The 19,825-nt window shown below is 70.5% G+C and carries 21 protein-coding genes, 1 tRNA gene and 1 riboswitch; of the genes, 9 read left to right on the forward strand and 13 right to left on the reverse strand.

Annotation, left to right across the window (positions count from 1 at the left end; all coding sequences use genetic code 11):
* Window position 1 precedes the first annotated feature (1 nt).
* From AB0G11_RS35910 to AB0G11_RS35930, 5 genes are read right to left on the reverse strand one after another with little or no spacing between them, the layout of a single operon-like run.
* Window positions 2-1,462, reverse strand: coding sequence for a penicillin-binding protein 2 (locus AB0G11_RS35910; protein ID WP_219498473.1), 1,461 nt, complete (start codon window positions 1,460-1,462; stop codon window positions 2-4).
* Window positions 1,459-2,823, reverse strand: a complete 1,365-nt coding sequence (locus AB0G11_RS35915) for an FtsW/RodA/SpoVE family cell cycle protein (RefSeq protein WP_357591193.1) — start codon at window positions 2,821-2,823, stop codon at window positions 1,459-1,461. The genes AB0G11_RS35910 and AB0G11_RS35915 overlap by 4 nt, the downstream gene beginning before the upstream one ends.
* Before the next feature lie 30 nt (window positions 2,824-2,853).
* A complete protein-coding gene (locus AB0G11_RS35920; RefSeq protein WP_219498479.1) occupies window positions 2,854-4,128 on the reverse strand; it encodes a Stp1/IreP family PP2C-type Ser/Thr phosphatase in 1,275 nt (424 codons plus the stop codon).
* On the reverse strand, window positions 4,125-4,595 hold the full coding sequence (locus AB0G11_RS35925; RefSeq protein WP_219498481.1) for an FHA domain-containing protein: 471 nt from the start codon (window positions 4,593-4,595) through the stop codon (window positions 4,125-4,127). Before AB0G11_RS35925 ends, AB0G11_RS35920 begins: the two co-directional genes overlap by 4 nt.
* 17 nt (window positions 4,596-4,612) lie before the next feature.
* The gene (locus tag AB0G11_RS35930) at window positions 4,613-5,353 is read right to left on the reverse strand and encodes a DUF3662 and FHA domain-containing protein (protein ID WP_219498484.1); all 741 of its coding nucleotides are present in this window, start codon (window positions 5,351-5,353) and stop codon (window positions 4,613-4,615) included.
* Window positions 5,354-5,552: 199 nt separating this feature from the next.
* On the opposite strand from AB0G11_RS35930, the gene AB0G11_RS35935 reads away from it, so the two are divergent.
* Window positions 5,553-5,635 (forward strand) — tRNA-Leu (locus AB0G11_RS35935).
* A 230-nt stretch (window positions 5,636-5,865) separates the two neighbouring features.
* On the opposite strand, the gene AB0G11_RS35940 is transcribed toward AB0G11_RS35935, so the two are convergent.
* Window positions 5,866-6,882: a hemolysin family protein gene (locus AB0G11_RS35940; RefSeq protein WP_219498486.1), complete on the reverse strand. Its 1,017-nt coding sequence runs from the start codon at window positions 6,880-6,882 to the stop codon at window positions 5,866-5,868.
* Entirely contained in the window at window positions 6,879-8,213 is a 1,335-nt protein-coding gene (locus tag AB0G11_RS35945) for a hemolysin family protein (RefSeq protein WP_246643583.1), read from the reverse strand. Before AB0G11_RS35945 ends, AB0G11_RS35940 begins: the two co-directional genes overlap by 4 nt.
* A gap of 258 nt (window positions 8,214-8,471) precedes the next feature.
* On the opposite strand from AB0G11_RS35945, the gene AB0G11_RS35950 reads away from it, so the two are divergent.
* Window positions 8,472-9,743 (forward strand): LCP family protein, encoded by a 1,272-nt coding sequence (locus AB0G11_RS35950; protein WP_357591195.1) that lies wholly within the window; start codon window positions 8,472-8,474, stop codon window positions 9,741-9,743.
* Window positions 9,744-9,747: 4 nt separating this feature from the next.
* Here AB0G11_RS35950 and AB0G11_RS35955 read toward each other — a convergent pair whose 3' ends face one another.
* Window positions 9,748-10,389: a GPP34 family phosphoprotein gene (locus AB0G11_RS35955; RefSeq protein ID WP_357591197.1), complete on the reverse strand. Its 642-nt coding sequence runs from the start codon at window positions 10,387-10,389 to the stop codon at window positions 9,748-9,750.
* Between the two features lie 23 nt (window positions 10,390-10,412).
* On the opposite strand from AB0G11_RS35955, the gene AB0G11_RS35960 reads away from it, so the two are divergent.
* Window positions 10,413-11,018: a transcriptional regulator gene (locus AB0G11_RS35960; protein WP_357591199.1), complete on the forward strand. Its 606-nt coding sequence runs from the start codon at window positions 10,413-10,415 to the stop codon at window positions 11,016-11,018.
* Between the two features lie 39 nt (window positions 11,019-11,057).
* Entirely contained in the window at window positions 11,058-11,936 is an 879-nt protein-coding gene (locus tag AB0G11_RS35965; protein WP_357591200.1) for a DNA-formamidopyrimidine glycosylase family protein, read from the forward strand.
* A gap of 1 nt (window position 11,937) precedes the next feature.
* Here the strand turns inward: AB0G11_RS35965 and AB0G11_RS35970 are convergent, their stop codons facing one another.
* Entirely contained in the window at window positions 11,938-13,335 is a 1,398-nt protein-coding gene (locus tag AB0G11_RS35970; RefSeq protein WP_219498503.1) for an MFS transporter, read from the reverse strand.
* Between the two features lie 79 nt (window positions 13,336-13,414).
* Here AB0G11_RS35970 and AB0G11_RS35975 point away from each other — a divergent pair, with 79 nt between their 5' ends.
* From AB0G11_RS35975 to AB0G11_RS35985, 3 genes are all read left to right on the forward strand, one after another.
* A complete protein-coding gene (locus AB0G11_RS35975) occupies window positions 13,415-13,852 on the forward strand; it encodes a helix-turn-helix domain-containing protein (protein WP_219498505.1) in 438 nt (145 codons plus the stop codon).
* On the forward strand, window positions 13,849-14,172 hold the full coding sequence (locus AB0G11_RS35980) for a rhodanese-like domain-containing protein (protein ID WP_219498509.1): 324 nt from the start codon (window positions 13,849-13,851) through the stop codon (window positions 14,170-14,172). The genes AB0G11_RS35975 and AB0G11_RS35980 overlap by 4 nt, the downstream gene beginning before the upstream one ends.
* A 25-nt stretch (window positions 14,173-14,197) precedes the next feature.
* Window positions 14,198-14,311, forward strand: a riboswitch (TPP riboswitch).
* Window positions 14,303-15,646 carry a cytosine permease gene (locus AB0G11_RS35985; RefSeq protein ID WP_357591202.1) on the forward strand — a complete coding sequence of 448 codons (1,344 nt, stop codon included), beginning with the start codon at window positions 14,303-14,305 and terminating at the stop codon, window positions 15,644-15,646. It overlaps the preceding riboswitch by 9 nt.
* Here AB0G11_RS35985 and AB0G11_RS35990 read toward each other — a convergent pair.
* The gene (locus AB0G11_RS35990; RefSeq protein WP_219498599.1) at window positions 15,621-16,181 is read right to left on the reverse strand and encodes a methylated-DNA--[protein]-cysteine S-methyltransferase; all 561 of its coding nucleotides are present in this window, start codon (window positions 16,179-16,181) and stop codon (window positions 15,621-15,623) included. The genes AB0G11_RS35985 and AB0G11_RS35990 overlap by 26 nt on opposite strands.
* Before the next feature lie 133 nt (window positions 16,182-16,314).
* Between AB0G11_RS35990 and AB0G11_RS35995 the strand changes: the two genes are divergently transcribed.
* The gene (locus AB0G11_RS35995; protein ID WP_357591203.1) at window positions 16,315-18,138 is read left to right on the forward strand and encodes an ATP-binding protein; all 1,824 of its coding nucleotides are present in this window, start codon (window positions 16,315-16,317) and stop codon (window positions 18,136-18,138) included.
* Between the two features lie 142 nt (window positions 18,139-18,280).
* Window positions 18,281-18,715: an ATP-binding protein gene (locus tag AB0G11_RS36000; protein WP_308125557.1), complete on the forward strand. Its 435-nt coding sequence runs from the start codon at window positions 18,281-18,283 to the stop codon at window positions 18,713-18,715.
* Here AB0G11_RS36000 and yidC read toward each other — a convergent pair.
* Genes yidC through AB0G11_RS36015 form a run of 3 tightly spaced genes read right to left on the reverse strand, consistent with a single transcriptional unit; the run spans window position 18,699 to window position 19,769 of the window.
* A complete protein-coding gene (yidC, locus tag AB0G11_RS36005) occupies window positions 18,699-19,346 on the reverse strand; it encodes a membrane protein insertase YidC (protein WP_357591205.1) in 648 nt (215 codons plus the stop codon). The two genes, AB0G11_RS36000 and yidC, sit on opposite strands and share 17 nt — an antisense overlap.
* Window positions 19,347-19,392: 46 nt before the next feature.
* On the reverse strand, window positions 19,393-19,614 hold the full coding sequence (locus AB0G11_RS36010) for a DUF6412 domain-containing protein (RefSeq protein WP_219498612.1): 222 nt from the start codon (window positions 19,612-19,614) through the stop codon (window positions 19,393-19,395).
* The gene (locus tag AB0G11_RS36015; protein ID WP_219498614.1) at window positions 19,611-19,769 is read right to left on the reverse strand and encodes a hypothetical protein; all 159 of its coding nucleotides are present in this window, start codon (window positions 19,767-19,769) and stop codon (window positions 19,611-19,613) included. The genes AB0G11_RS36010 and AB0G11_RS36015 overlap by 4 nt, the downstream gene beginning before the upstream one ends.
* Between the last annotated feature and the right edge of the window lie 56 nt (window positions 19,770-19,825).

Raw genomic sequence — 19,825 nt, forward strand, 5'->3', positions numbered from 1 at the left:
ACTACTTCAGCACCGCCTCCATCACGGTCCGCGCGATCGGGGCGGCCGTGCCGCCGCCCGTCGCCTCGGCGCCGACCCTGGCGGCGCCGGACTCCACCAGCACCGCCATCGCGATCTGCGGGTCGTCGGCCGGCGCGAAGGAGATGAACCACGCGTGCGGCGCCTGTCCCTCAGCGGTCTCGGCCGTGCCGGTCTTGCCCGCTACTTGGACGCCTGAGACCTGAGCTTGGTTCGCGGTGCCGTTCTGCACGACGCTGACCATCATGTCGCGCAGCTTGCCCGCCGTCTCGGAACTGACCGCCTCGGTCAGCTCGTCGGGCTCGGCCTCGTCGATCGTGTCACCCTTGGCATCGGTGATCTTGTTCACGAGGTACGGCTTCATCACGGTGCCGTCGTTGGCGATGCCGGCCGCGATCATGGCCATCTGCAGCGGCGTCATCTGGTTGCTGCGCTGGCCGATCGAGGCCATGGCGACCGCCGACTGGTCCTCGCGGGGGCCGAAGTCGCTCTTGGCCACCGGCATCGGGACGCTGACGGGCACCCCCATGCCGAACCGCTCGGTCTGCTCGCGCATCTTGTCGTAGCCCAGGTCCATGCCCATCGAGCCGAACGGCGTGTTGCACGACCTCTCCAGCGCGTACACGAGCGTGACCTGGCCGGAGCCGCACGCCGCGCCGCCGTAGTTGGGCAGGCCGACCGTGGTGTTGGGCAGCTTGAGCACCTGCGGCGCGTCGACCACCGTCTGCCCGTCGCGGCTGGGGTCGTCCTCCAGGTACGCCGCCGCCGTCACGACCTTGAACGTCGAGCCGGGCGGGTAGGTGCGGTCGATGTTGCGGTTGAGCAGCGGCTGGTTCTTGTCCTTGGCGAGCTCGTCGTAGCGGGAGAACACCTGGCTCTTGTTGGTGCCGGACAGCTCGGCCGGGTCGTAGGTCGGCAGCGAGACCATCGCCAGGATCGCGCCGGTCTTCGGGTTGAGCGCGACCACGGCGCCGCGCTTGCCGCTCTGCCGCAGCGCGTCGTAGGCGGCCTGCTGGGCCTTCGGGTTGATCGTCAGGTCGACGTTCGCGCCGCGCGTCGGCTCGCCGGTGAACAGGTCGATGCCGCGCTGGAGCAGCAGGTCGGCGCTGGAGCCGTCGAGCAGGTCGTTGCGGTAGTGCTCGATGCCCGACTCGCTCTCGGGCGAGAAGAAGCCGGTCACGTGGGCGTACAGCTTGGCCTCGGGATACTGCCTGACGAACTTGAACTCGTTGCTGTCGGTCTCCTTCGACTGGGCGAGGATGACCTTGCCGCCCGTCGTGATGCGACCGCGCTGCACCGCGTAGCGCTCGTAGAAGTTGCGGGTGTTGCGGGCGTCGTCGCTCAGGTCCTTGGCGTTGACCGCCTGCAGCACGTTCACGTTGATCATCAGCAGCGCGAACATGGCCAGGCAAGCTACGGCCGCTCGCTTGATCGTTCCGTTCATCGCTGGAACACCTGCGTCATTCCCTCGTTCTGGATCGCCTGGGGCGGGGGGCGCCGAGCGGCATCAGACATGCGTACCAGGAGCGCGATAAGGATCCAGTTAGCCAGCAACGCCGAGCCACCCTGCGACATGAACGGGGTGACGAGGCCGGTCAGCGGGATGAGGTTGGTCACGCCGCCGACGATGATGAAGACCTGCCAGGCCAGCAGGAACGACAGGCCGCCGGCGAGCAGCTTGGAGAACGGGTCGCGGGCCGCGAGCGAGGTGCGCAGGCCGCGCTCGACCAGCAGCGCGTAGAGCATCAGCAGCGCCATCAGGCCGGTCAGGCCCAGCTCCTCGCCGGTGGCGGCGAAGATGAAGTCGGAGAAGGCCAGCGGGATCAGCTCCGGGTGGCCCTGGCCGAGGCCGGTGCCGAGGATGCCGCCCGAGCCCATGGCGAACAGGCCCTGCATGAGCTGCTCGCTGCCGCCGATCTTCTTGAAGAGCTCCGGGTCCTCGGGGTTGAGATAGACCTCGAACCGGGCCTGTACGTGGTCGAAGAGCATGCCGGCCAGCAGCGCGCCGCCGACGAAGAGCAGGATGCCGATGATGACCCAGGAGCTGCGCTGCGTGGCGATGTAGAGCATCACGATGAACGTGCCGAACAGCAGCAGCGACGAGCCCAGGTCCTTCTGCATGACCAGGATGCCCAGGCTGACGCCCCAGGTGATGAGCACCGGGCCGAGGTCGCGGGCACGCGGCAGGTCGATGAACAGCAGCCGCCGCCCGGCCAGGGCGAGCACGTCGCGCTTGGCCACCAGATAGCCGGCGAAGAACACGACCAGCGCGAGCTTGGCGAACTCGGCGGGCTGGAGCTGGCCGAGGCCGGGGATGCCGATCCAGATCCGGGCGCCGTTGAGCTCCTGGCCGAGGCCCGGGGTGAGCGGCGAGACGAGCAGCAGCAGCCCGAGCGCGCCCGCGGTGTAGGTGAGCCGCTGGAGCGCGCGGTGGTCGCGCATGAAGATCAGGGTGACGCTGAACAGCACGACGCCGACCAGGGTCCACAGGATCTGCGAGTTGGGCGAGGCCAGCGTGGCCGACGGCAGCTTCGACGGCGACTCGGACAACCGGAAGATCATCACGAGCCCGAGCCCGTTGATGACCGTGACCAGCGGCAGGATCAGCGGATCGGCCCACGGGGCGAACTTGGCGAGCACGAGGTAGGCGGCCAGCATCAGCCCGCCCAGGCTCAGGCCGTAGGTCAGCATCCCCGACGGGATCTCCCCGTTCATCGCCAGGCCGACGTTCGCGTAGGCGCCCATGGTGATGGCGACCGCGAACGCGAGCATGACCAGCTGGGCCAGGCGACGCTTGGCGGGCATGGGGACGGGGGAAGCGGCCACTTCGCTCATTTATTGGGGTTTCGTCTTCGTCGGCGTGGTGGATGGCGACGTGGTCGCCTCGGGCGTGCTGGTGGCCTTCTGGTCGGAGAAGTCAAGGCTGTTGATCTTGGTGAGGCCCTCGGCGACGTTGGTGACCTCGATGCCGTCCCTTATGAGGGCCTGGTCCGGGGGGGACAGCTCCGACAGCGAACGGCCGGTGCGCTCGGCGACCTTGAAGAACTGCAGCGGCCCGACCTCCTGCTGGATGCCCTGGAACACGACCACCTCGTCGTCCCAGGCGCCGACGAAGAAGTGGTCCTGCGTGTACTGCCAGCCGAAGTAGCCGCCGACGCCCACGATCGCGGCCACGGAGACCACCGAGGCCAGCACGGGCCACACGCGGCGGCGGCGCGGCCGGCCGGCCGCCCTGGCGACCGGCTCGTCGAAGTCCTCGTCGTCACCGATCACCGGCTGGGGCGCGGTGGCCGCGCCCGCTCCGCCCGGCGAGGTCTCCTCCGCCATCAGGCGGTTCATGCCCGCCGCGCCGACCACCGCGGCCTCCGTCACCGGCTGCGGCTCGTCGCCGATCTCCAGCACGTCGGCGAGCACGCAGGTGATGTTGTCCGGCCCGCCGCCCCGGTTGGCCAGGTCGATGAGCTGGCGCACCACCTCTTCGGGATCGTCGAGGTTGGTCAGCGTGGCGTGCAGCGTCTCCGCGCTCACCACGCCGGACAGGCCGTCGGAGCAGAGCAGGTAGCGGTCGCCGACCTGGGCCTCGCGCAGCGTCAGGTCGGGGTCGACCTCGCCGCTGCCGTCGAGCGCGCGCAGCAGGATCGACCGCTGCGGGTGCGTCGCCGCCTCCTCGGGCGTGATGCGGCCGTCGTCGACGAGCTGCTGCACCAGCGTGTGATCGTGGGTGATCTGGTAGAGCTCCCCGCGTCTGAGCAGGTAGGCGCGCGAGTCGCCGACGTGCACCAGCGCGACCTGGGTGCCGTTCCACAGCATGGCCGTGAGCGTGGTGCCCATGCCTTTGAGGCTGGGATCGCGACCCACCATCTCGTGCAGCTTGCGATTGGCGTCGCGGACGGCCGCCTCGATGGCGTTGAGCAGGTCACCCCCCTGCTGGGCCTCTTCGAGAGAGGCCATGGCGGCGATGGCGACGGAGCTCGCCACCTCGCCGTGTGCGTGCCCGCCCATGCCGTCGGCGACGGCGAGCAGGCGGCCGCTGGCGTACGCCGAGTCCTCGTTCCCTTCGCGGAGGAGGCCGACGTCCGAGCGGGCGGCGTAGCGGAGTGCGATGGTCATTTGCGCAATTCAATGACTGTCTTGCCGACGCGGATCGGAACACCGAGCGGCACCGGGGTCGGACGGGTGACTTTCGAGCGGTCGAGATACGTGCCGTTGGTTGAGCCGAGATCTTCCACGATCCACTGACCGTCCTGAGGGAAGAGCCGGGCATGGCGGCTGGATGCGTAGTCATCGCTGACGACCAGCGTCGCGTCGTTGGCCCGGCCAATGGTGATGGGCGTCTCCGTGAGGTTAATGGTGGTGCCTTGCAGTGGGCCACCTGTCACGATGAGCTGGCGTGGCTCGCCCTTCTTGCTCTTGGGCTTTGCCATGGGTTTGGCGGGTTTGACCCCCTTGCGCGGGCCGGCGGGAGCAGTGCGTGATCCGAACAAGTCCGTCCGGATCACGCCGACTGCGGCAATGACGAAGAACCACAGCACCGCCAGGAAAGCGAGCCGGATCAGCAGCAGCGTGAGCTCGGACATGGACCGTTTGTCTACCCCTAATCGCGCCGGAACACCAGAGTCGTACGCCCCAACGTCACTCGCGTGCCGTTCTGGAGCTCGATTCTGCGTACCGGCTGGCCATTGACGAAAGTGCCGTTCGTCGATCCGAGATCGACGAGGACGACCTGCTGACCCTCGACGCGCAACTCCGCGTGGTGACGCGAGACGCCGGGGTCGACGAGACGAAGGTCGCAGTCGGTGCCGCGGCCCAGCAAGGTCACCGGAGTGGTGAGCTCGTAGGAGCGGTCGCCCTGCGGGTCGTCCTGGGTGGAGACGAGCAGCCGGGGCCGCCCGCCGAAAGCGTTGGGCCGCGACGGGGGCAGGTCGCTCGCCGGCTGGCGGATCTCGTCCTGCTCGACGGTCGCGCCACGGATGACGCCGGACCTGATGCGGAACAGTCCCACCGCCAGATCGCCGGCAGTCTCGAATCGGACCCGGACCGGTCCCACGAAGGAGTAGCCCTGCTCCTTGGCGTACTCCCTGGCGAGGTTGGCCAGCTCGTGGCTGATGCTGTCGGCGTACACCTCAAGCCGCTCGCTGTCGGTCGTCGACAGCTCAACCACGAAGTCGTTGGGCACGAGAGTGCGACCCTGGGCGACGATCGCCGCCCGCTCGTCCATCTCCCGCTGCACCGCGCTGGCGACCTCGACCGGCTGAAGGTCAGATTTGAACGCCCGCGCAAAGGCCCCCTCAACCAAGCCTTCGAGCCGTCGCTCGAAGCGCTGAAGGACTCCCACCGGGTACCTCCCTTCCTCCGTGCATATGATCGCGGCCCCCAGACGCTCGTGGCGCCCGGTCTCCGCTCGTCCCACGGTCACGGCGATCCTGGCGCTCGTCGGCTGTCGCGCCCTGCTCATCCGCTCCCGTGTCTTATGCGATCGTATCCGGGTTCAGTACCAGTGGCTGTTCCGTGCTACTGTTTCTCCGCACCCACAAGGGCGGGTGGCGGAACGGCAGACGCGCACGGTTCAGGTCCGTGTGTCCGAAAGGACGTGAGGGTTCAAATCCCTCCTCGCCCACTTCGGTCTCACCGATGAAATCGGCAGACCCACACTGACGAAAGACAGCCCCGGTTGGCAAGAGCCGGGGCTACTTCTTTCTCACAGGCTGCCTGGCGCGGCCGCCTCCCGCAGGGATGACGCTAGATCTCCCCACTTTCAGATCACTTTCGGATGACTTGCGTGATTTAACGCACATTTCCGTACGCGCGATGCCCGGCCCCGGGAAATCCGGGGCCGGGCATCGTCGGTCAGGCCGCCAGGGCCCTCGTGTCGAGAAGCTGGCCGAGCAGGTCCGTGAGACTCACCATGCCGATGACGGCGCCACCGGCCCCGGTGACCAGCGCCAGGTGCGCGCGGGCCTCCTGGAGCGCCGTGACGGCCTCGGGGACCTGTGTGACGCACTCCAGGCGCGGCACCGGCCTGGCGAGCTCGGCCGCCGTGCGTCCGGGCTCCAGAAGCGCGTCACGGGCGTGCAGGACCCCCTCCACGCCGGCCGGCCCGCTCACGAGCAGCCTGAGGTGACCGCTGCGGGCGGCCGCCTCACGGATCTCCGCGGTGCCGGCGGCCGGGGCCACCCCGACGACCTGGCCGATCGGCACCATCAGGCGCTCGATGCCCTCGGCCTCGAACCGCAGCGCCCGCGTCAGCAGGTCGTGCTCCTCGCGGTCGAGCAGGCCCATCCGGCCCGACTCGCCGACCAGCATGGCGAGCTGGCGCGGCGTCCTGGTGGTGGCCAGCTCGTCCCGGGTCTGGACGCCGAACAGGCGCAGCATGACGTTCGTCACGCCGTTCAGCGTCGACAGCAGCGGCCGCATCACCCAGGTGAACGCCCGGAACGGCAGCGTCAGCAGCAGCGCCGCCCGCTCGGGATGGGTCAGCGCCCACGACTTGGGCGCCATCTCGCCCACCACCATGTGCAGGAACGTGACCAGCGCCAGCGACAGCGTCAGCGCGATCGGCATCCGCAGCGCCTCCGGGATGCCGATGGTGGCGAAGACCGGCTCCAGGTAGTGCTCGATGGCCGGCTCGGTGACCTGGCCGAGCCCCAGCGTGCACAGCGTGATGCCGAGCTGGGCGCCGGCCAGCATGAGCGAGAGCTGGCGGCTGCCGCCCACGGCGGACCTGGCGGCGATCCTGACCAGGCGGTTGCCGCCGCCCGCCATCTCCTCCAGCCGGTGCCGGCGCGAGGAGACGAAGGCGAACTCGGCGGCCACGAACAGCGCGTTGAAGGCCAGCAGCGCGAGGCTGACGAGAATCATCGTCATCGGGCCGCCTCCGCGTGCCGGACCGGGGCCAGGCGCACCCATTCGGGCACCCGGCGGTTGATCGACATCACGGTCAGCTCGGCCAGGGGCGGCTCGGCGTCCTCGGCGAACGGGTCGAGCTCGGGGACGATCTCGACTGTCACCGTGTCGCCCGCCTCCGGCATCCGGCCGAGCTTGGCCAGGATGAGCCCGCCGAGCGTGTCGTAGTCGTCGCTCTCGGGCAGCGCGACGCCGGTGGCGCGCTCGACCTCGTCCAGCCGGAGCCGTCCGGGCACGTCCCAGACGCCTTCGGCCTGCGCGACCGCGCCGACCGGGTCGGGGTCGTTCTCGTCGACGAGCTCGCCGACCAGCTCCTCGGCCAGGTCCTCGACGGTGACGACGCCCGCGAGGCCGCCGTACTCGTCGATGACACAGGCGATGTCGTCCTTGGCCACCCGCATGCGATCGAGCACGGCCGGCAGCGGCAGCGAGTCGGGGACCAGCAGCGGCGGGCGCGTGATGGCCGCGACGCGGCCCTCGTCGAGCCCGGAGGCGAGCAGCTCGCGCACGCCCGTCACGCCGAGCACGTCGCCGTCGGCGCCGAGCACCGGGTAGCGGGAGTGCCCGCACTCGCGCATGGTCTCCACGAGGTCGGAGATCGGCTGGGAGGAGCGCAACACGACCACTCGCGGGCGCGGCACCATGATCTCCTCAGCCGTGTGGTCGCCGAACTCCAGCGCCCGTTCGAGCAGCTCCGACAGGCGCGGCGGCAGCTCGCCGGCCTCGGTCGACTCCTCGATGATGCGCGAGAGCTCCTCGGGCGTGGCGCCCTGCTCCACTTCTTCGACCGGCTCGATGCCGACCTTCCTGAGCAGGCCGGTGGCCGCCGAGTCGAACAGCCGGATGACCGGGCCGACGACGGCCAGGTAGGCGAGGGTGGAGCCGGCCAGGAACTTGGCGACCGGCTCCGGCCTGGCGATGCCGAGGTTCTTGGGGGCGAGCTCGCCGAGCACCATCTGCACGATGGTCGCCACGAACACGCCGATGGCCACCGACAGGCCGGTGATCAGGCCGTCGGACAGCCCGGCCTCGGTGAGCCAGGGACGTACGAGGACCGCGATGGCGGGCTCGGCCAGGAAGCCGACCAGCAGCGCGGTGACGGTGATGCCGAGCTGCGCGCCCGACAGCATGAAGGACAGGCGGGAGGTGACCCGGAGCGCCTTTTCGGCGGCCGGGTCGCCGGCGGCGGCCTGCTCGCGCAGGACGCCCCGGTCGGCGGCGACGAAGGCGAACTCCTGGGCGACGAAGTAGCCGGTCGCGGCTGTGAGCAGGAAGAGGGCCAGAAGGCCCATATAGGCGCTCACCGTTGCGAGCTCTCAGGGGTACCCGTGCTCGTGCACGGGCCAATACTCCATGAGTCCGGAGCGGACACGATCTTCCCTTCGATAGAGGTCGTCCACAAACCTAACGACCGTGATGGCCGCTGTGTTTCCGGAGGGTCCGGGGAGCGCGTTCCGCGTACTTTTCCGTAGGAATTCCTTGGCGAGAAGTCTGCACTGGTAAGGCGATCGACGTAGCGTCTATGTCAAGCGAAGGGAAGAAGAAACCACGTGTCTGAGGACGACCGGACGCGGGCCATGCGCTCGCCGGGTGACGGCCGCCCGCTGCCTCCCCGCCATGACGACGGGCTGCGCGCGGCGGGGGCGCCGGCGCATCCGCAGCCGCAGGGGCGGCCGATCCCGGGCGCCGCCGAGGCGACCAGGATCAACCCCCCGCCGCAGGGCGAGCCCCGCAAGGGCGCCTCGCGGGTCTACGGCAAGCAGCGCTCGGGCAACAGCCCGATCAGGCCGCTCCGCGGCGGCGGTGGCGGTGACGGCGGCGGTGGGGCCGCCGCGCAGAGCCCGGCGGGGCCGAGGCGGCCGAGGAGGCCGCGCGGGCGTCTGATCGCCGGGATCATCGGCGCGTTCCTGGTGGTGCTGCTCGTCGGGGCCGCCGGGATGCTGTTCTGGATCGACGGCCGGCTGGCCGGCATCGACGGCGTGCTCGACGACTACGAGGGCCGCCCGGCCGACACGCCGGGCACCAACTGGCTGCTGGTCGGCTCCGACAGCCGCAAGGGCCTGACCGCCGCCCAGCGCCGCAAGCTCGCCACCGGCCGCAGCGCGGGCCAGCGCACCGACTCGATGATGCTGCTGCACCTGCCCGAGGGCAGCGACCGGCCCACGCTGGTCAGCCTGCCCCGCGACTCGGCCGTCACCATCCCCGGCCAGGGCCGCAACAAGCTCAACGCCGCCTACGCGATCGGCGGGCCCAGGATGCTCGTGCGGACCGTCGAGACCGTCACCGGCCTGCGCGTCGACAACTACATGGAGATCGGGTTCGCCGGCTTCGTGGACATCGTCGACGCCGTCGGCGGCGTGGAGATCAACGTACGCGCCGCCGTCAACGACCCGAAGGCGGGGCTGAAGCTCAAGAAGGGCACCCAGACGCTCACCGGCGGCCAGGCGCTCGGCTACGTCCGCACCCGCAAGGGCGGCGCGCTGCCCGACTTCGAGCGGACCAAGCGGCAGCGCCAGTTCCTCAGCGCGGTGGTCAAGAAGGCCGCCAGTCCCGGGGTGCTGATCAACCCGTTCACCTCGATCCCGCTGGCGGTCAGCGCCACCGACGCGGTCGAGGTCGACTCCGGCACCGGCGTGTTCGACATGCTGTCGCTGGGGCTCGCGATGGGCGACAGCCCCGTGACGACGGTGGTGCCGTTCGGCGGCAGCGAGATCGCGGGCGGCGGCACCGCCGTCAAGTGGGACCGGACCAAGGCGCTGGCGCTGTTCGACGCGCTCAAGGCGGACAAGCCGGTCCCTCAGGACGTCATCGACGCGAACTGACGGGTCAGCTCGCCGCCACGACGGCGCTCGTGGCGGCGGTGACCGCGATGGCCGCGTGGATCGCGGTGATCGTCTGGGCCACGGCCTCGGCCGCCCAGGCGCCCTCGGCGATCTCCTTGACCCGCGCCTTGTCGGCTCCGGGGAACGCCTTGCGGTCGAGCTTGGCGGCGTGCATGACGGCGATGAGCACGGCGGTGCGCGCCGTCGGGTCGGCGCCGCCGAGCGCGGAGGCGACGCGCTCGCGGACCTCCGCCTCGGTCCGGCCGTCGACCTCGGGCCAGCGGGTCGTGGGGAACAGCCCGAGCACCTTGGCGCGCTCCTCGGCCAGCACGCCGGCCCGGGCGAGGCGGGTGAGCAGGCGGGCGCGCAGCTTGACCGACTGGAGCTTCTGCACCCACCAGGCGGCCTTGCGCTCCTTGCCTTCGGCGATCGCGGCGAGCACGGCGTCGAGCTCCTCGTCGCCGAGCGGCGTGGGGTCGACGAGCTGGACCTTCTTGCCGTCCAGCGTCACCCGCTCGTTGACGGCCAGCTCGGCGAGCAGGGCGCCGGCGAGCGCGGGGTCGAGCTGGGTGGAGGGGATGAGGGGCTTGCCGTCATCTTCCTTGTGGGCGAGAAGGAGGATTTCCTCCGCAATCGTCACTTTCATGCTTCGACACTAACGTTTCGGCCATGACTATCTCCGAGAAGTTGCACGCGATCGGCCGGCCGCTGCTGGACGCCCAGCTCGCCCACCCCACGGTGGTGGGCATCGGGCGCGGCGACCTGCCGGAGCCGGTGTTCAGGTCGTGGCTGGAGCAGGACTACCTGTTCCTGATGGACTACACGCGGGTGTTCGCCCGGCTGGCCTGGCAGGCGCCCGACGGGCACCTGGGCGATCTGGTCGACCTGGCGCACGCGACCTTCCACGAGGAGCTCGACCTGCACCGGTCGCTGTCGGCCGGGTTCGGGGCCGACCTGGAAGGGGCGCGCAAGGGCCCGGCGTGCGCGGCCTACACGGCGTTCCTGCTGGAGTCGGCGGGCTCGTACGCCGAAGGACTGGCCGCCCTCTATCCGTGCATGTGGGGGTATTCGACGCTGGGGCAGATCCTGGCCGAGAACCCGCCCGCCGAGCCGCGCTACCGCGCGTGGGCCGACACGTACGCCGATCCGGGGTTCGCGGCGCTGGCGGCCAGGATCGCGCAGATGATCGACGAGGCCGATCCCGACCCGGCTCGGGCGGAGGCGATGTTCACCGAGGGCATGGCCCACGAGCTGGCGTTCTGGGACGTGCCGTAGCCGTCCACAGCCTGTGGACGGGGATCGTACCCTGGTGGCATGCCGGAACTTCCCGAAGTCGAATCGCTCGCCGCGTTCCTGCGGGAGCGGGCGGTGGGCCGCGCCGTGCTGGGCGTCGACGTGGTGGCCATCCAGGCGCTCAAGACGTTCGACCCGCCGGTCACCGCGCTCGGCGGGCTGACCATCACGGGCGTGTCGAGGCACGGCAAGTTCCTCGACTTCGACTGTGACGGGCTGCACCTGGTCATCCACCTGGCCCGGGCGGGCTGGCTGCGCTGGCGTGACGACCTGTCGGGCGCCAAGCCGGTGCGTCCGGGCAAGGGCCCGCTGGCCGTACGGGTGCGGCTGGCGCCCGACGAGCTGGGCCTGGCGCCCGGGTTCGAGCTGACCGAGGCGGGGACGCAGAAGCGCTTGGCCGTCTATGTGGTGAAAAATCCGGACGAGGTGCCCGGCGTCGCCGCCCTCGGCCCCGACCCGCTCGCCGACACCTTCACCATCGACGCGCTCAAGGCCATCGTGGGCGGCAACCGCACCCAGATCAAGGGCCTGCTCCGCGACCAGAAGGTCATCGCCGGCATCGGCAACGCCTACTCCGACGAGGTGCTGCACGCCGCCCGGATGTCGCCGTTCAAGATCGCGTCGTCGCTGACCGACGCCCAGATCGCCGACCTGCACGAGGCCATCGTCACGACGTTGCACGAGGCCGTCGAGCGGGCGCGCGGGCTGGCCGCCAAGGACCTCAAGGCCGAGAAGAAGTCCGGGCTGCGCGTGCACAACCGCACCGGCCGGCCGTGCGACGTGTGCGGCGACACGATCCGCGAGGTGTCGTTCGCCGACTCCTCGCTGCAGTACTGCCCGACCTGCCAGACAGGCGGCAAGCCGCTGGCCGACCGCCGCCTGTCCAAGCTGCTGAAGTAGCTCACGCCTCCACGGGCACCGGGGTCCGGCGGCGCAGCCCGGAGGCCACCACGACGACCGACACCAGCGTGGCCAGCACCGGCACCACCAGGGCCGCGCGCACGGCGTCGATGCCGCTCGCGCCGCCGTCGAGCGCCGCCACGTTCACCACGGTCACCATCGAGATCCCGAGCGCCGCGCCGAACTGGAACGACGAGGTGATCAGCCCGCCGGCCAGCCCCTGCTCGTGCTCGGCGATGCCCTCCGTCGCCACGATGGTCACGGGCCCGTACACGAAGGCGAACATCAGCCCGATCAGCAGCATCGACGGCACCATCGCGGCGTAGGTCCAGTCCATCCCGACGCCGAGGAACATCGCGAAGGCGACCACCCCCGACAGCAGCCCGCCGAGGATCACCCGCGCGTTGCCGTAGCGGTTGACCAGCACCGGCGTGAGCGTCGGCGCGAGCAGCACGTCGGCGGCGGCGATGAGCAGCGCGAGCCCGGTCTGGATGGGCGTCCAGCCGCGCAGCTCCTGGAGGTAGAGGGTGACGAGGAACTGGAAGCCCATGAACGAGGCGGTGAGCAGGGTGGCGACCACGTTCGCGCGCACGAGCGAGGCCGACCTGAACACGCCGAGGCGGACCAGCGGGTCGGCCGAGCGGCGTTCGATCGCGGTGAACGCCGCCAGCAGCGCGAACGCGCCGGCGAACGCGGCGACGGTCCAGCCCCAGCCCTCGCCTGGGTGCTCCAGCCGTACGACGCCGTAGACCAGCAGCATCATGCCGCCGGTCATCGTGACCGCGCCCGGCACGTCGAAGCGGCCACCGGCGGGACGCGGGACGGCCGGCTCCTTGATCAGCACGACGGCGGCGAGCAGGATGGCGGCGGCCAGGATCACCGGCGCGAAGAACACCCAGCGCCAGCCCACCGCCGTGAGCAGGCCGCCGATGACCAGGCCGAGCGCGAACCCGGCGGCGCCCGTCCCGGCGTAGACGAGCAGCGCCTTGTTGCGCTGCCTGCCCTCGGCGAACGACGTGGTGATCAACGAGAGCCCGGCAGGGGTCATGAACCCGGCGGCCACCCCGGTCACGAACCTGGCGACCAGCAGCACCCAGCCCTCGTTCGCGAACCCGCCGAGCCCGGAGAACACCAGGAACACCGTCAGCCAGAACAGGAACATGCGCCGCCTGCCCAGCAGGTCGGCCGCCCGGCCGCCGAGCAGCGTGAAACCGCCGTAGCCGAGCACGTACGCGGTGACCACGCCGCTCAGCACGCTCGTGGACACGCCGAGGTCGGCGCGGATGGCGGGCAGGGCGACGTTCAGCATGGCCACGTCGACGCCCTCAAGGAAGATCGTTCCGCACAGCACCAGCAGCACGCCCAGCGGGCGGCCTGTCAGCCGTTCGGATGCACGCATGATCAAACTCCAGTGGTTACGTTCTCGCATGTCGGTTATCTCTTGTAACCGTCAGAATCATGCGGCAGCATGGATCGACATGGAAGACGGCACTTTGAAGTCACCTGGTTACGTCGACAGCACCACCACCGACGCCGACTTCGACGTCCGCCACTGGGACGCCCGCGAGGGCTGCGAGGTCAGGCAGATCCTCGACCGCGTCGCCGACAAGTGGTCACTGCTGGTCATCGCCATGCTCGACTGCGAAAGCCTGCGCTTCTCCCAGCTCCGCCGCGAGATCGACGGCGTCAGCCAGCGCATGCTCAGCGTGACCCTGCGCAAGCTCGAACGCGACGGCCTGGTCAGCCGCACCGTCCACCCGGTGGTGCCGCCCCGGGTCGACTACGCGCTCACGCCGCTCGGCCGCACCCTGCACGAGACCATCAAGGCCCTGGTGACCTGGACCGAGACCCACCAGCAGGAGATCGCCGAAGCGCGTGCGGCCTACGACGCGAGGCACGGGATGATGGAGGCATGACGGTTCCAGAAGTCGAGGCACGCGATGTCCCAGAAGGCGCCTACCTGCTCGACGTGCGCGAGCAGAACGAATGGGACGCGGGCCACGCCCCCGAGGCGGTCCACATCCCGATGACGCAGATCCAGGCCCGCGTCGAGGAGGTCCCCGCCGACCGCCAGGTCTACGTCGTCTGCCGGGTGGGCGGCCGGTCGTTCCAGGTTGCCGCCTGGCTCAACCAGATCGGCCGCGACGCGGTCAACGTCGACGGCGGCATGCAGGCATGGGCTCACGACAAGCGCCCCATGGTCAGCGAAACAGGACAGACTCCCTTCGTAGCCTGAAAACTGGCATAATGCGCGGCGGAAAATTACACAACGCGGGAGCTCGGGGCGCACCGGGCTGAGAGGGCGACCGAGGCCGTCGCCGACCGCATGAACCTGTCCGGGTAATGCCGGCGTAGGGAGCAGTGCGATGGCGCATGACGTCCGCGACGACGAAGTCCCTCTCACTCTTGAAGGGGCCGCCCCCAAAACCCTCGGAGTCCTCGACCAGGGAGCCCTCTGGGCCAACCTGGCCGTCAGCCTCCTGGGGTTCTCGGGCGCCCTGTTCCTGCTCGACCCGCTGGGCAACGCACCGCTCAGCCTGACCGCCGCGCTGGCCGCCGCCGTCGTCGGCAGCCTGATCGGCACCGCGATGGTCGGCCTGTCGGCCATCCCCGGGACCCAGACCGGCCAGCCCGCGATGGTGCTGCTGCGCGGGCTGTTCGGGGCCCGGCTCTCGTACGTGCCGACCGTGCTCAACATCATCCAGATGATCGGCTGGGGGGCGTTCGAGCTCTGGGTCATCGCTCAGGGCGCGATGGCCGTCTTCGGCGACACCGTCCCGTACGCGGTGTGGGTGATCGTCGCCGGGGTGCTGACCACGGCCCTGACGATCTGGCCGCTCGGCGCCATCAGGCTGCTGCGGCGCTACATCACGGCCCTGGTGATCGTGGCGCTGATCTGGTTCACGTTCCAGTTCCTGGGCGACGCGCCCCCGCAGAGCGGCGGGTCCTGGACCGCGTTCGCGCCGGCCGTCGACTACGTGATCGCGCTGTCGGTGTCGTGGGTGCCGCTGGCGGCCGACTTCGCCAGGCACTCGCGCTCCAGCCGGGCCGCCTTCACCGGCGTCGTCGGCGGCTACACGCTCGCCCAGGTCGCCTGCCTGGGGCTGGGCGTCTACGCGGTGGCGATCGCCGGGGCCGCCGCCGTGCAGAACGACAGCACCGCCGTGTTCGGGCCGTTCGTGGCCGTGCCGCTGGGCGCGGTGTTCTTCGGCATCCTGGTGCTGCGCGAGGCCGACCAGTCGTTCGCGAACGTCTACTCGACCACCGTCTCGCTGCAGAACCTCATGCCCCGGGTGGACCGGCGGATCCTCAGCGTCGCCATCGGCGTGCTGACCGTCGCGATCGCGCTGGTGGTCGACGTGACCTCCTACGGCGCGTTCCTGGGCGTGATCGGCGCGGTGTTCGTGCCGATGTTCGCGGTGCTGGCCGTGGACTACTTCCTGCTCGGCGGCGCCACCCGGTGGAACACCGCCGAGGACGCCCCGGCCCGCTGGTCCATGCTGGCGCCGTGGGCGCTCGGCTTCGCCGCCTACTGGCTGACGACCTCCACGCCCACGGTGGAGCAGTGGGACGGCATCTGGGCCGCCGCGCGCGAGGCGATCGGCTTCGAGCGGCAGCCGTGGATGAACGGCGCGCTCGGCGCCGCCCTCGTGGCGGCCCTGGTGACGCTGGCGCTCGGCGCGATCAGGCGGCGCGGCGCTCGACGTTGAGCAGGTGGCGCTTGGCGGCTTCGCCCCCGGCGTAGTCGCCGAGCCCGCCGTCGTCACGCACCACCCGGTGGCACGGCACCACCACGCACACCGGGTTGGCGCTGAGCGCGTTGCCGACCGCGCGCAGGGCGCGCGGCCTGCCGATCAGCTCGCCGATGCTCTCCAGCGTCGTGGTCGTCCCGTACGGCACCGCCATCGTCTTCTGCAGCACCGTGCGCGCGAAGGGGGTGGCGAGGGCCAGGTCGACCGGCGTGGCGAAGGCCCGCAGCCGCCCCGAGAAGTAGGCGTCGAGCTCGCGGCGCACCGGGTCGAGCCGTCTCGGATTGGGGGCGATGTGCCGGCCCACGTGGTTGGTGACGCGCTCGTACACGTCCTGCTCGTCTTCGAAGCTGCACGAGATGATGCCGCGGCCCGTCACCGCGATGATCATCCGCCCGACCGCGCCGTCGTACGTGCCGAACGCGACATCGGGCGGCCCGTCGCCTCGATAGGTGGCGGAGGTCACCCGCAACAGGGCGTCGATGTCGTCCGACATGCCTTCACCCCCTGTTGGAAACGCCGTGACCGCAGCGTATCGGACGGATCGCCCGACAAGGCCGCCACGCCGGGGGCACTATGGAGTCGTGGGGGACGAATGGGCTGGGAGTGACGATGACATAGCCCGTGCCGTGCTCGACAGCTCGCCCAACGCCGTCGTGGTCCTCGACCGGGACCAGACCGTCCTGGTCTGGAACGCCGCGGCCGAGCGGCTCTTCGGCCTGACGGCGGCCACGATGCTGGGCCGCCGGGCGCCGATCGTGCCGGACGAGCTGACCGCCGAGCACCATGCGGTGCTGGAGCGGGTGCGCACCGGCGGGCAGGTCTCGCTGCGCACCAAGCGCGTGCGCGGCGACGGCGAGGTGCTGGACGTCCGGGTCGACATCAGCGCGCTGCGCATCGGCAGCGCCGTCGCCGGTTACGTGTGCGTCCACCACCTGGTGCAGGCCGACGACGCGGCCAAGAACCGGATGGCCCGCCGCGCCCGGCTGGTGCGGCGGCTGACCGACGTGGTCGGCGACATCAACGCCGAGCTGGAGCTGCCCGCCGTGCTCGACCGGATCTCGGCCAGCCTGACCGAGCTCACCGGGGCCGACGCGGGCGGGTTCGTGCTCATCGAGGGCGACCGGCTGCGGCTGGTCAGCACCTACCAGCTTCCCGACGTGCCCAAGGGCACCACCACCGACCTGCACAACAGCCTCGTCGGCAAGCTGCTGCGCACCGGCAAGACCGTGCTGCTGGAGTCGGAGGGGCTCGACAGCCTGGTCTGGTCCAGCCTCAAGGGCCTGCACACGGTCGCGCTCGGCCTGGCGGCCGTCGGCGGGCGGCCGTACGGGGCGCTCTACGCGCTGTTCGCCCGGCGCAAGCCCGGCCACCTGGAGCTGGAGCTGCTGGAGCTGCTGGCCGGGCACGCCGGCATCGCCGTCGGCAACGCGGTCGCCTACCAGGAGGCGGTGCGGCAGCGGGCCCACGAGCGGGCAGTGTTCGACGCCAGCGCCGACGGCATCGCCGTGCTCGACCGCGAGGGGCGGGTGCTGCGCTGGAACCCGGCCGCCGCCCGGCTGACCGCCGTCCCGGCCGAGGAGGCCGTGGGGCAGCCGCCGCCGTTCCCGCAGCCCGCCCCGGGCGAGAAGCTGACGGTCCAGCTCGCCGACGGGCGCTGGCTGGACGTGGTGGGCGCGCGCATCCAGGAGACCGGCGAGCTGGTCGTCGACTTCCGCGACGTGACCGCGGCCAAGGAGCTGGAAGAGGCCAAGGACCTGTTCCTGGCCACGACCAGCCACGAGCTGCGCACCCCGATCACGATCGTGCGCGGCTTCGCCAGCACGCTCGACTCCCGCTGGGACAAGCTGAGCGACGCCGAGCGCCGCTCCGCCGTGCACACGATCGCCGAGCGGTCCAGGTCGCTCGGGCAGCTCATGGACCACCTGCTGCTGGGCGCGCGGGCCGGCGCGGAGGAGCAGGTGGTCAGGGACGAGCCGTTCGACCTGGCCGAGCGGGTGCGCGCGGCCACGCTGGGCTTACCCGTGCTGTCCGACAGCCACCGGGTCGAGGTGAGCGTCGCCGACGGGCTGCCGCTCGCGATGGGCGACGCGCTGGCCACCGACATCGTGCTCGCGCAACTGCTGGAGAACGCGTTCAAGTACTCGCCGAAGGGCGGCCTGATCAGCGTCTCCGCCCGGCCCGAGAACGGCGCGCTGGTCGTGGTCGTCGACGACGAGGGCGTGGGCATCGCGCCGGCCGACCGGGAGCGGATCTTCGAACGGTTCGTGCAGGTCGACAGCGGTGACCGAAGACGGTTCGGCGGGGTCGGCTTAGGCCTCTACATCGTGCGGAGCCTGGCCAGGGCCCAGGGCGGCGAGGTGAGCGCCCATTCGGGGCCCGGCGGCGGCACCCGTATGAGACTCGTGCTCAAGCGTGCATCCCCTATCGGATCCGACACACCGATGCGGTAACGAGGTGGTCACGGTTGAGCTGATCTATCGTCCGATGTGTACAAGCTGTGATCGAGATGCGGTTTCTGGGATTGAGTAACGGGGCATTTCGGTCGTACCGGGGAGTGTTCCCGCGGGGGGCACTGGGAGCGGGGAGGTGGGTGTGTCAAGCGTGGTGCTGCTGCCGTACGCGCCGTCCAGCGTCGCCGTTGCCCGCCAGCGTCTGAGCACCGACCTGCAGGATTGCGGGGTGTTCACCGCCGCGATCGACGACGCCGTCCTCGTGGTGAGCGAGCTGCTGAGCAACGCGTTGAGGCATGCGCATCCGCTGCCGTCGGGCATGGTGAAAGTGACCTGGCTGCGCAGCGACGATCACATCGAGGTCGCCGTGAGCGACGGGGGAGCGGCGACCGAGCCGCGGGCGGGCCGGCCGGCGCTGTCGTCGCTGGGCGGCCGTGGGCTGGGCATCGTCGAGTACGTCGCGGAGAGCTGGGGGGTTCGCCACGACGGCGACACGACCACGGTGTGGGCGATCCTGCCCGCGCCCACGGGGACCGTGAACAACGGGCAGGTGCACGCGCTCAGAGAGGCCGGGTAGCCAGCACCGCGCGCTCTCCGGCCGTCCAGGCCGTCGACACGAGCAGGTAGAGCCCGGCGGCCAGGGGAAGCACCGCCGCGGCCAGCAGCGAGCCGAACGGCAGCAGCGGCATGATCCGGCGCATGAGCTCCGGCTGCTCCTCGGTCATCATGGCCTTGGTCTTGTGTGACATCCACCACGCCACCAGCGCCATCAGAGTGATGACGAGTGTAAAGACCAAAACCGGCACGCTGAACAGACCGTAATTCACCGTTATCGCGGCAACGTGCTGCCCGAGCGGCGCGCCGAACAGGTCGTGCCCCGCCAGCGCGGTCGGATGCGTCGCCACCCGGTACATCAGCCACATGAACGGCAACTGCGCCAGCCCCGGCAGGATCCCGGCGAACGGCGACGTGCCCTCCTTGGCGTAGAGCGCGCGCGTCTCGCCGGCCAGCTTCGCCGGATCGCGCCCATAGCGCTTCTGGAGCGCCCGCAGCCTGGGCGCGAGCCGTTCCCTGACCCGGGCGCTACGCGCCTGCTTGACGGCCAGAGGCAGCAACAGCAGCCGCACCGCCAGCGTGAACAGCACGATCCCGAGCGCGGCGTGGCCCCCGGACATGCCGATGACGAACGTGACAAGTGAGTCGATCATGAGCCCTTCTCATGGGAGAGAACCTCAGGGCTCGGATGAGCCCCGCTTACCGGAAAGCGGGGCGCGCCGATGGCGCTCGCGGCCGAGGCCGCCCGGCCGCGTCGGGATCGCGCTGGCGCTGGAAAGCCGTGCGCCGCGCGTAGACCAGCGGAAACCCGGACGGCTCACCGCCGAGGACAGGCAGCAGCCTGGCGGCCCAGGAGGCCAGCAACAGGACCGCGACCATGGTCACGGCGATGAGCCACGGATCGAACAGGAAGAGCGTCACCGTGCCGACGAGGACTTACCGACCATCGTGACCACGATGAACACCAGCACGGCCACGACGCCGATGATGAGAGCGACCTTCAGAAGCCCCAGAACCATCGGGACGATGAAGTTGAACAACACGAAGAGCGCAAGCAGTGCGCCCAGCACGAGCATGATTACTCGACCCATGAGGCCACCGTACGTCCTGCCGGGACGATCTGCGACCCTTA

The organism is Nonomuraea sp. NPDC023979 (genome assembly GCF_040639085.1).
Classification (GTDB): domain Bacteria; phylum Actinomycetota; class Actinomycetes; order Streptosporangiales; family Streptosporangiaceae; genus Nonomuraea; species Nonomuraea ceibae.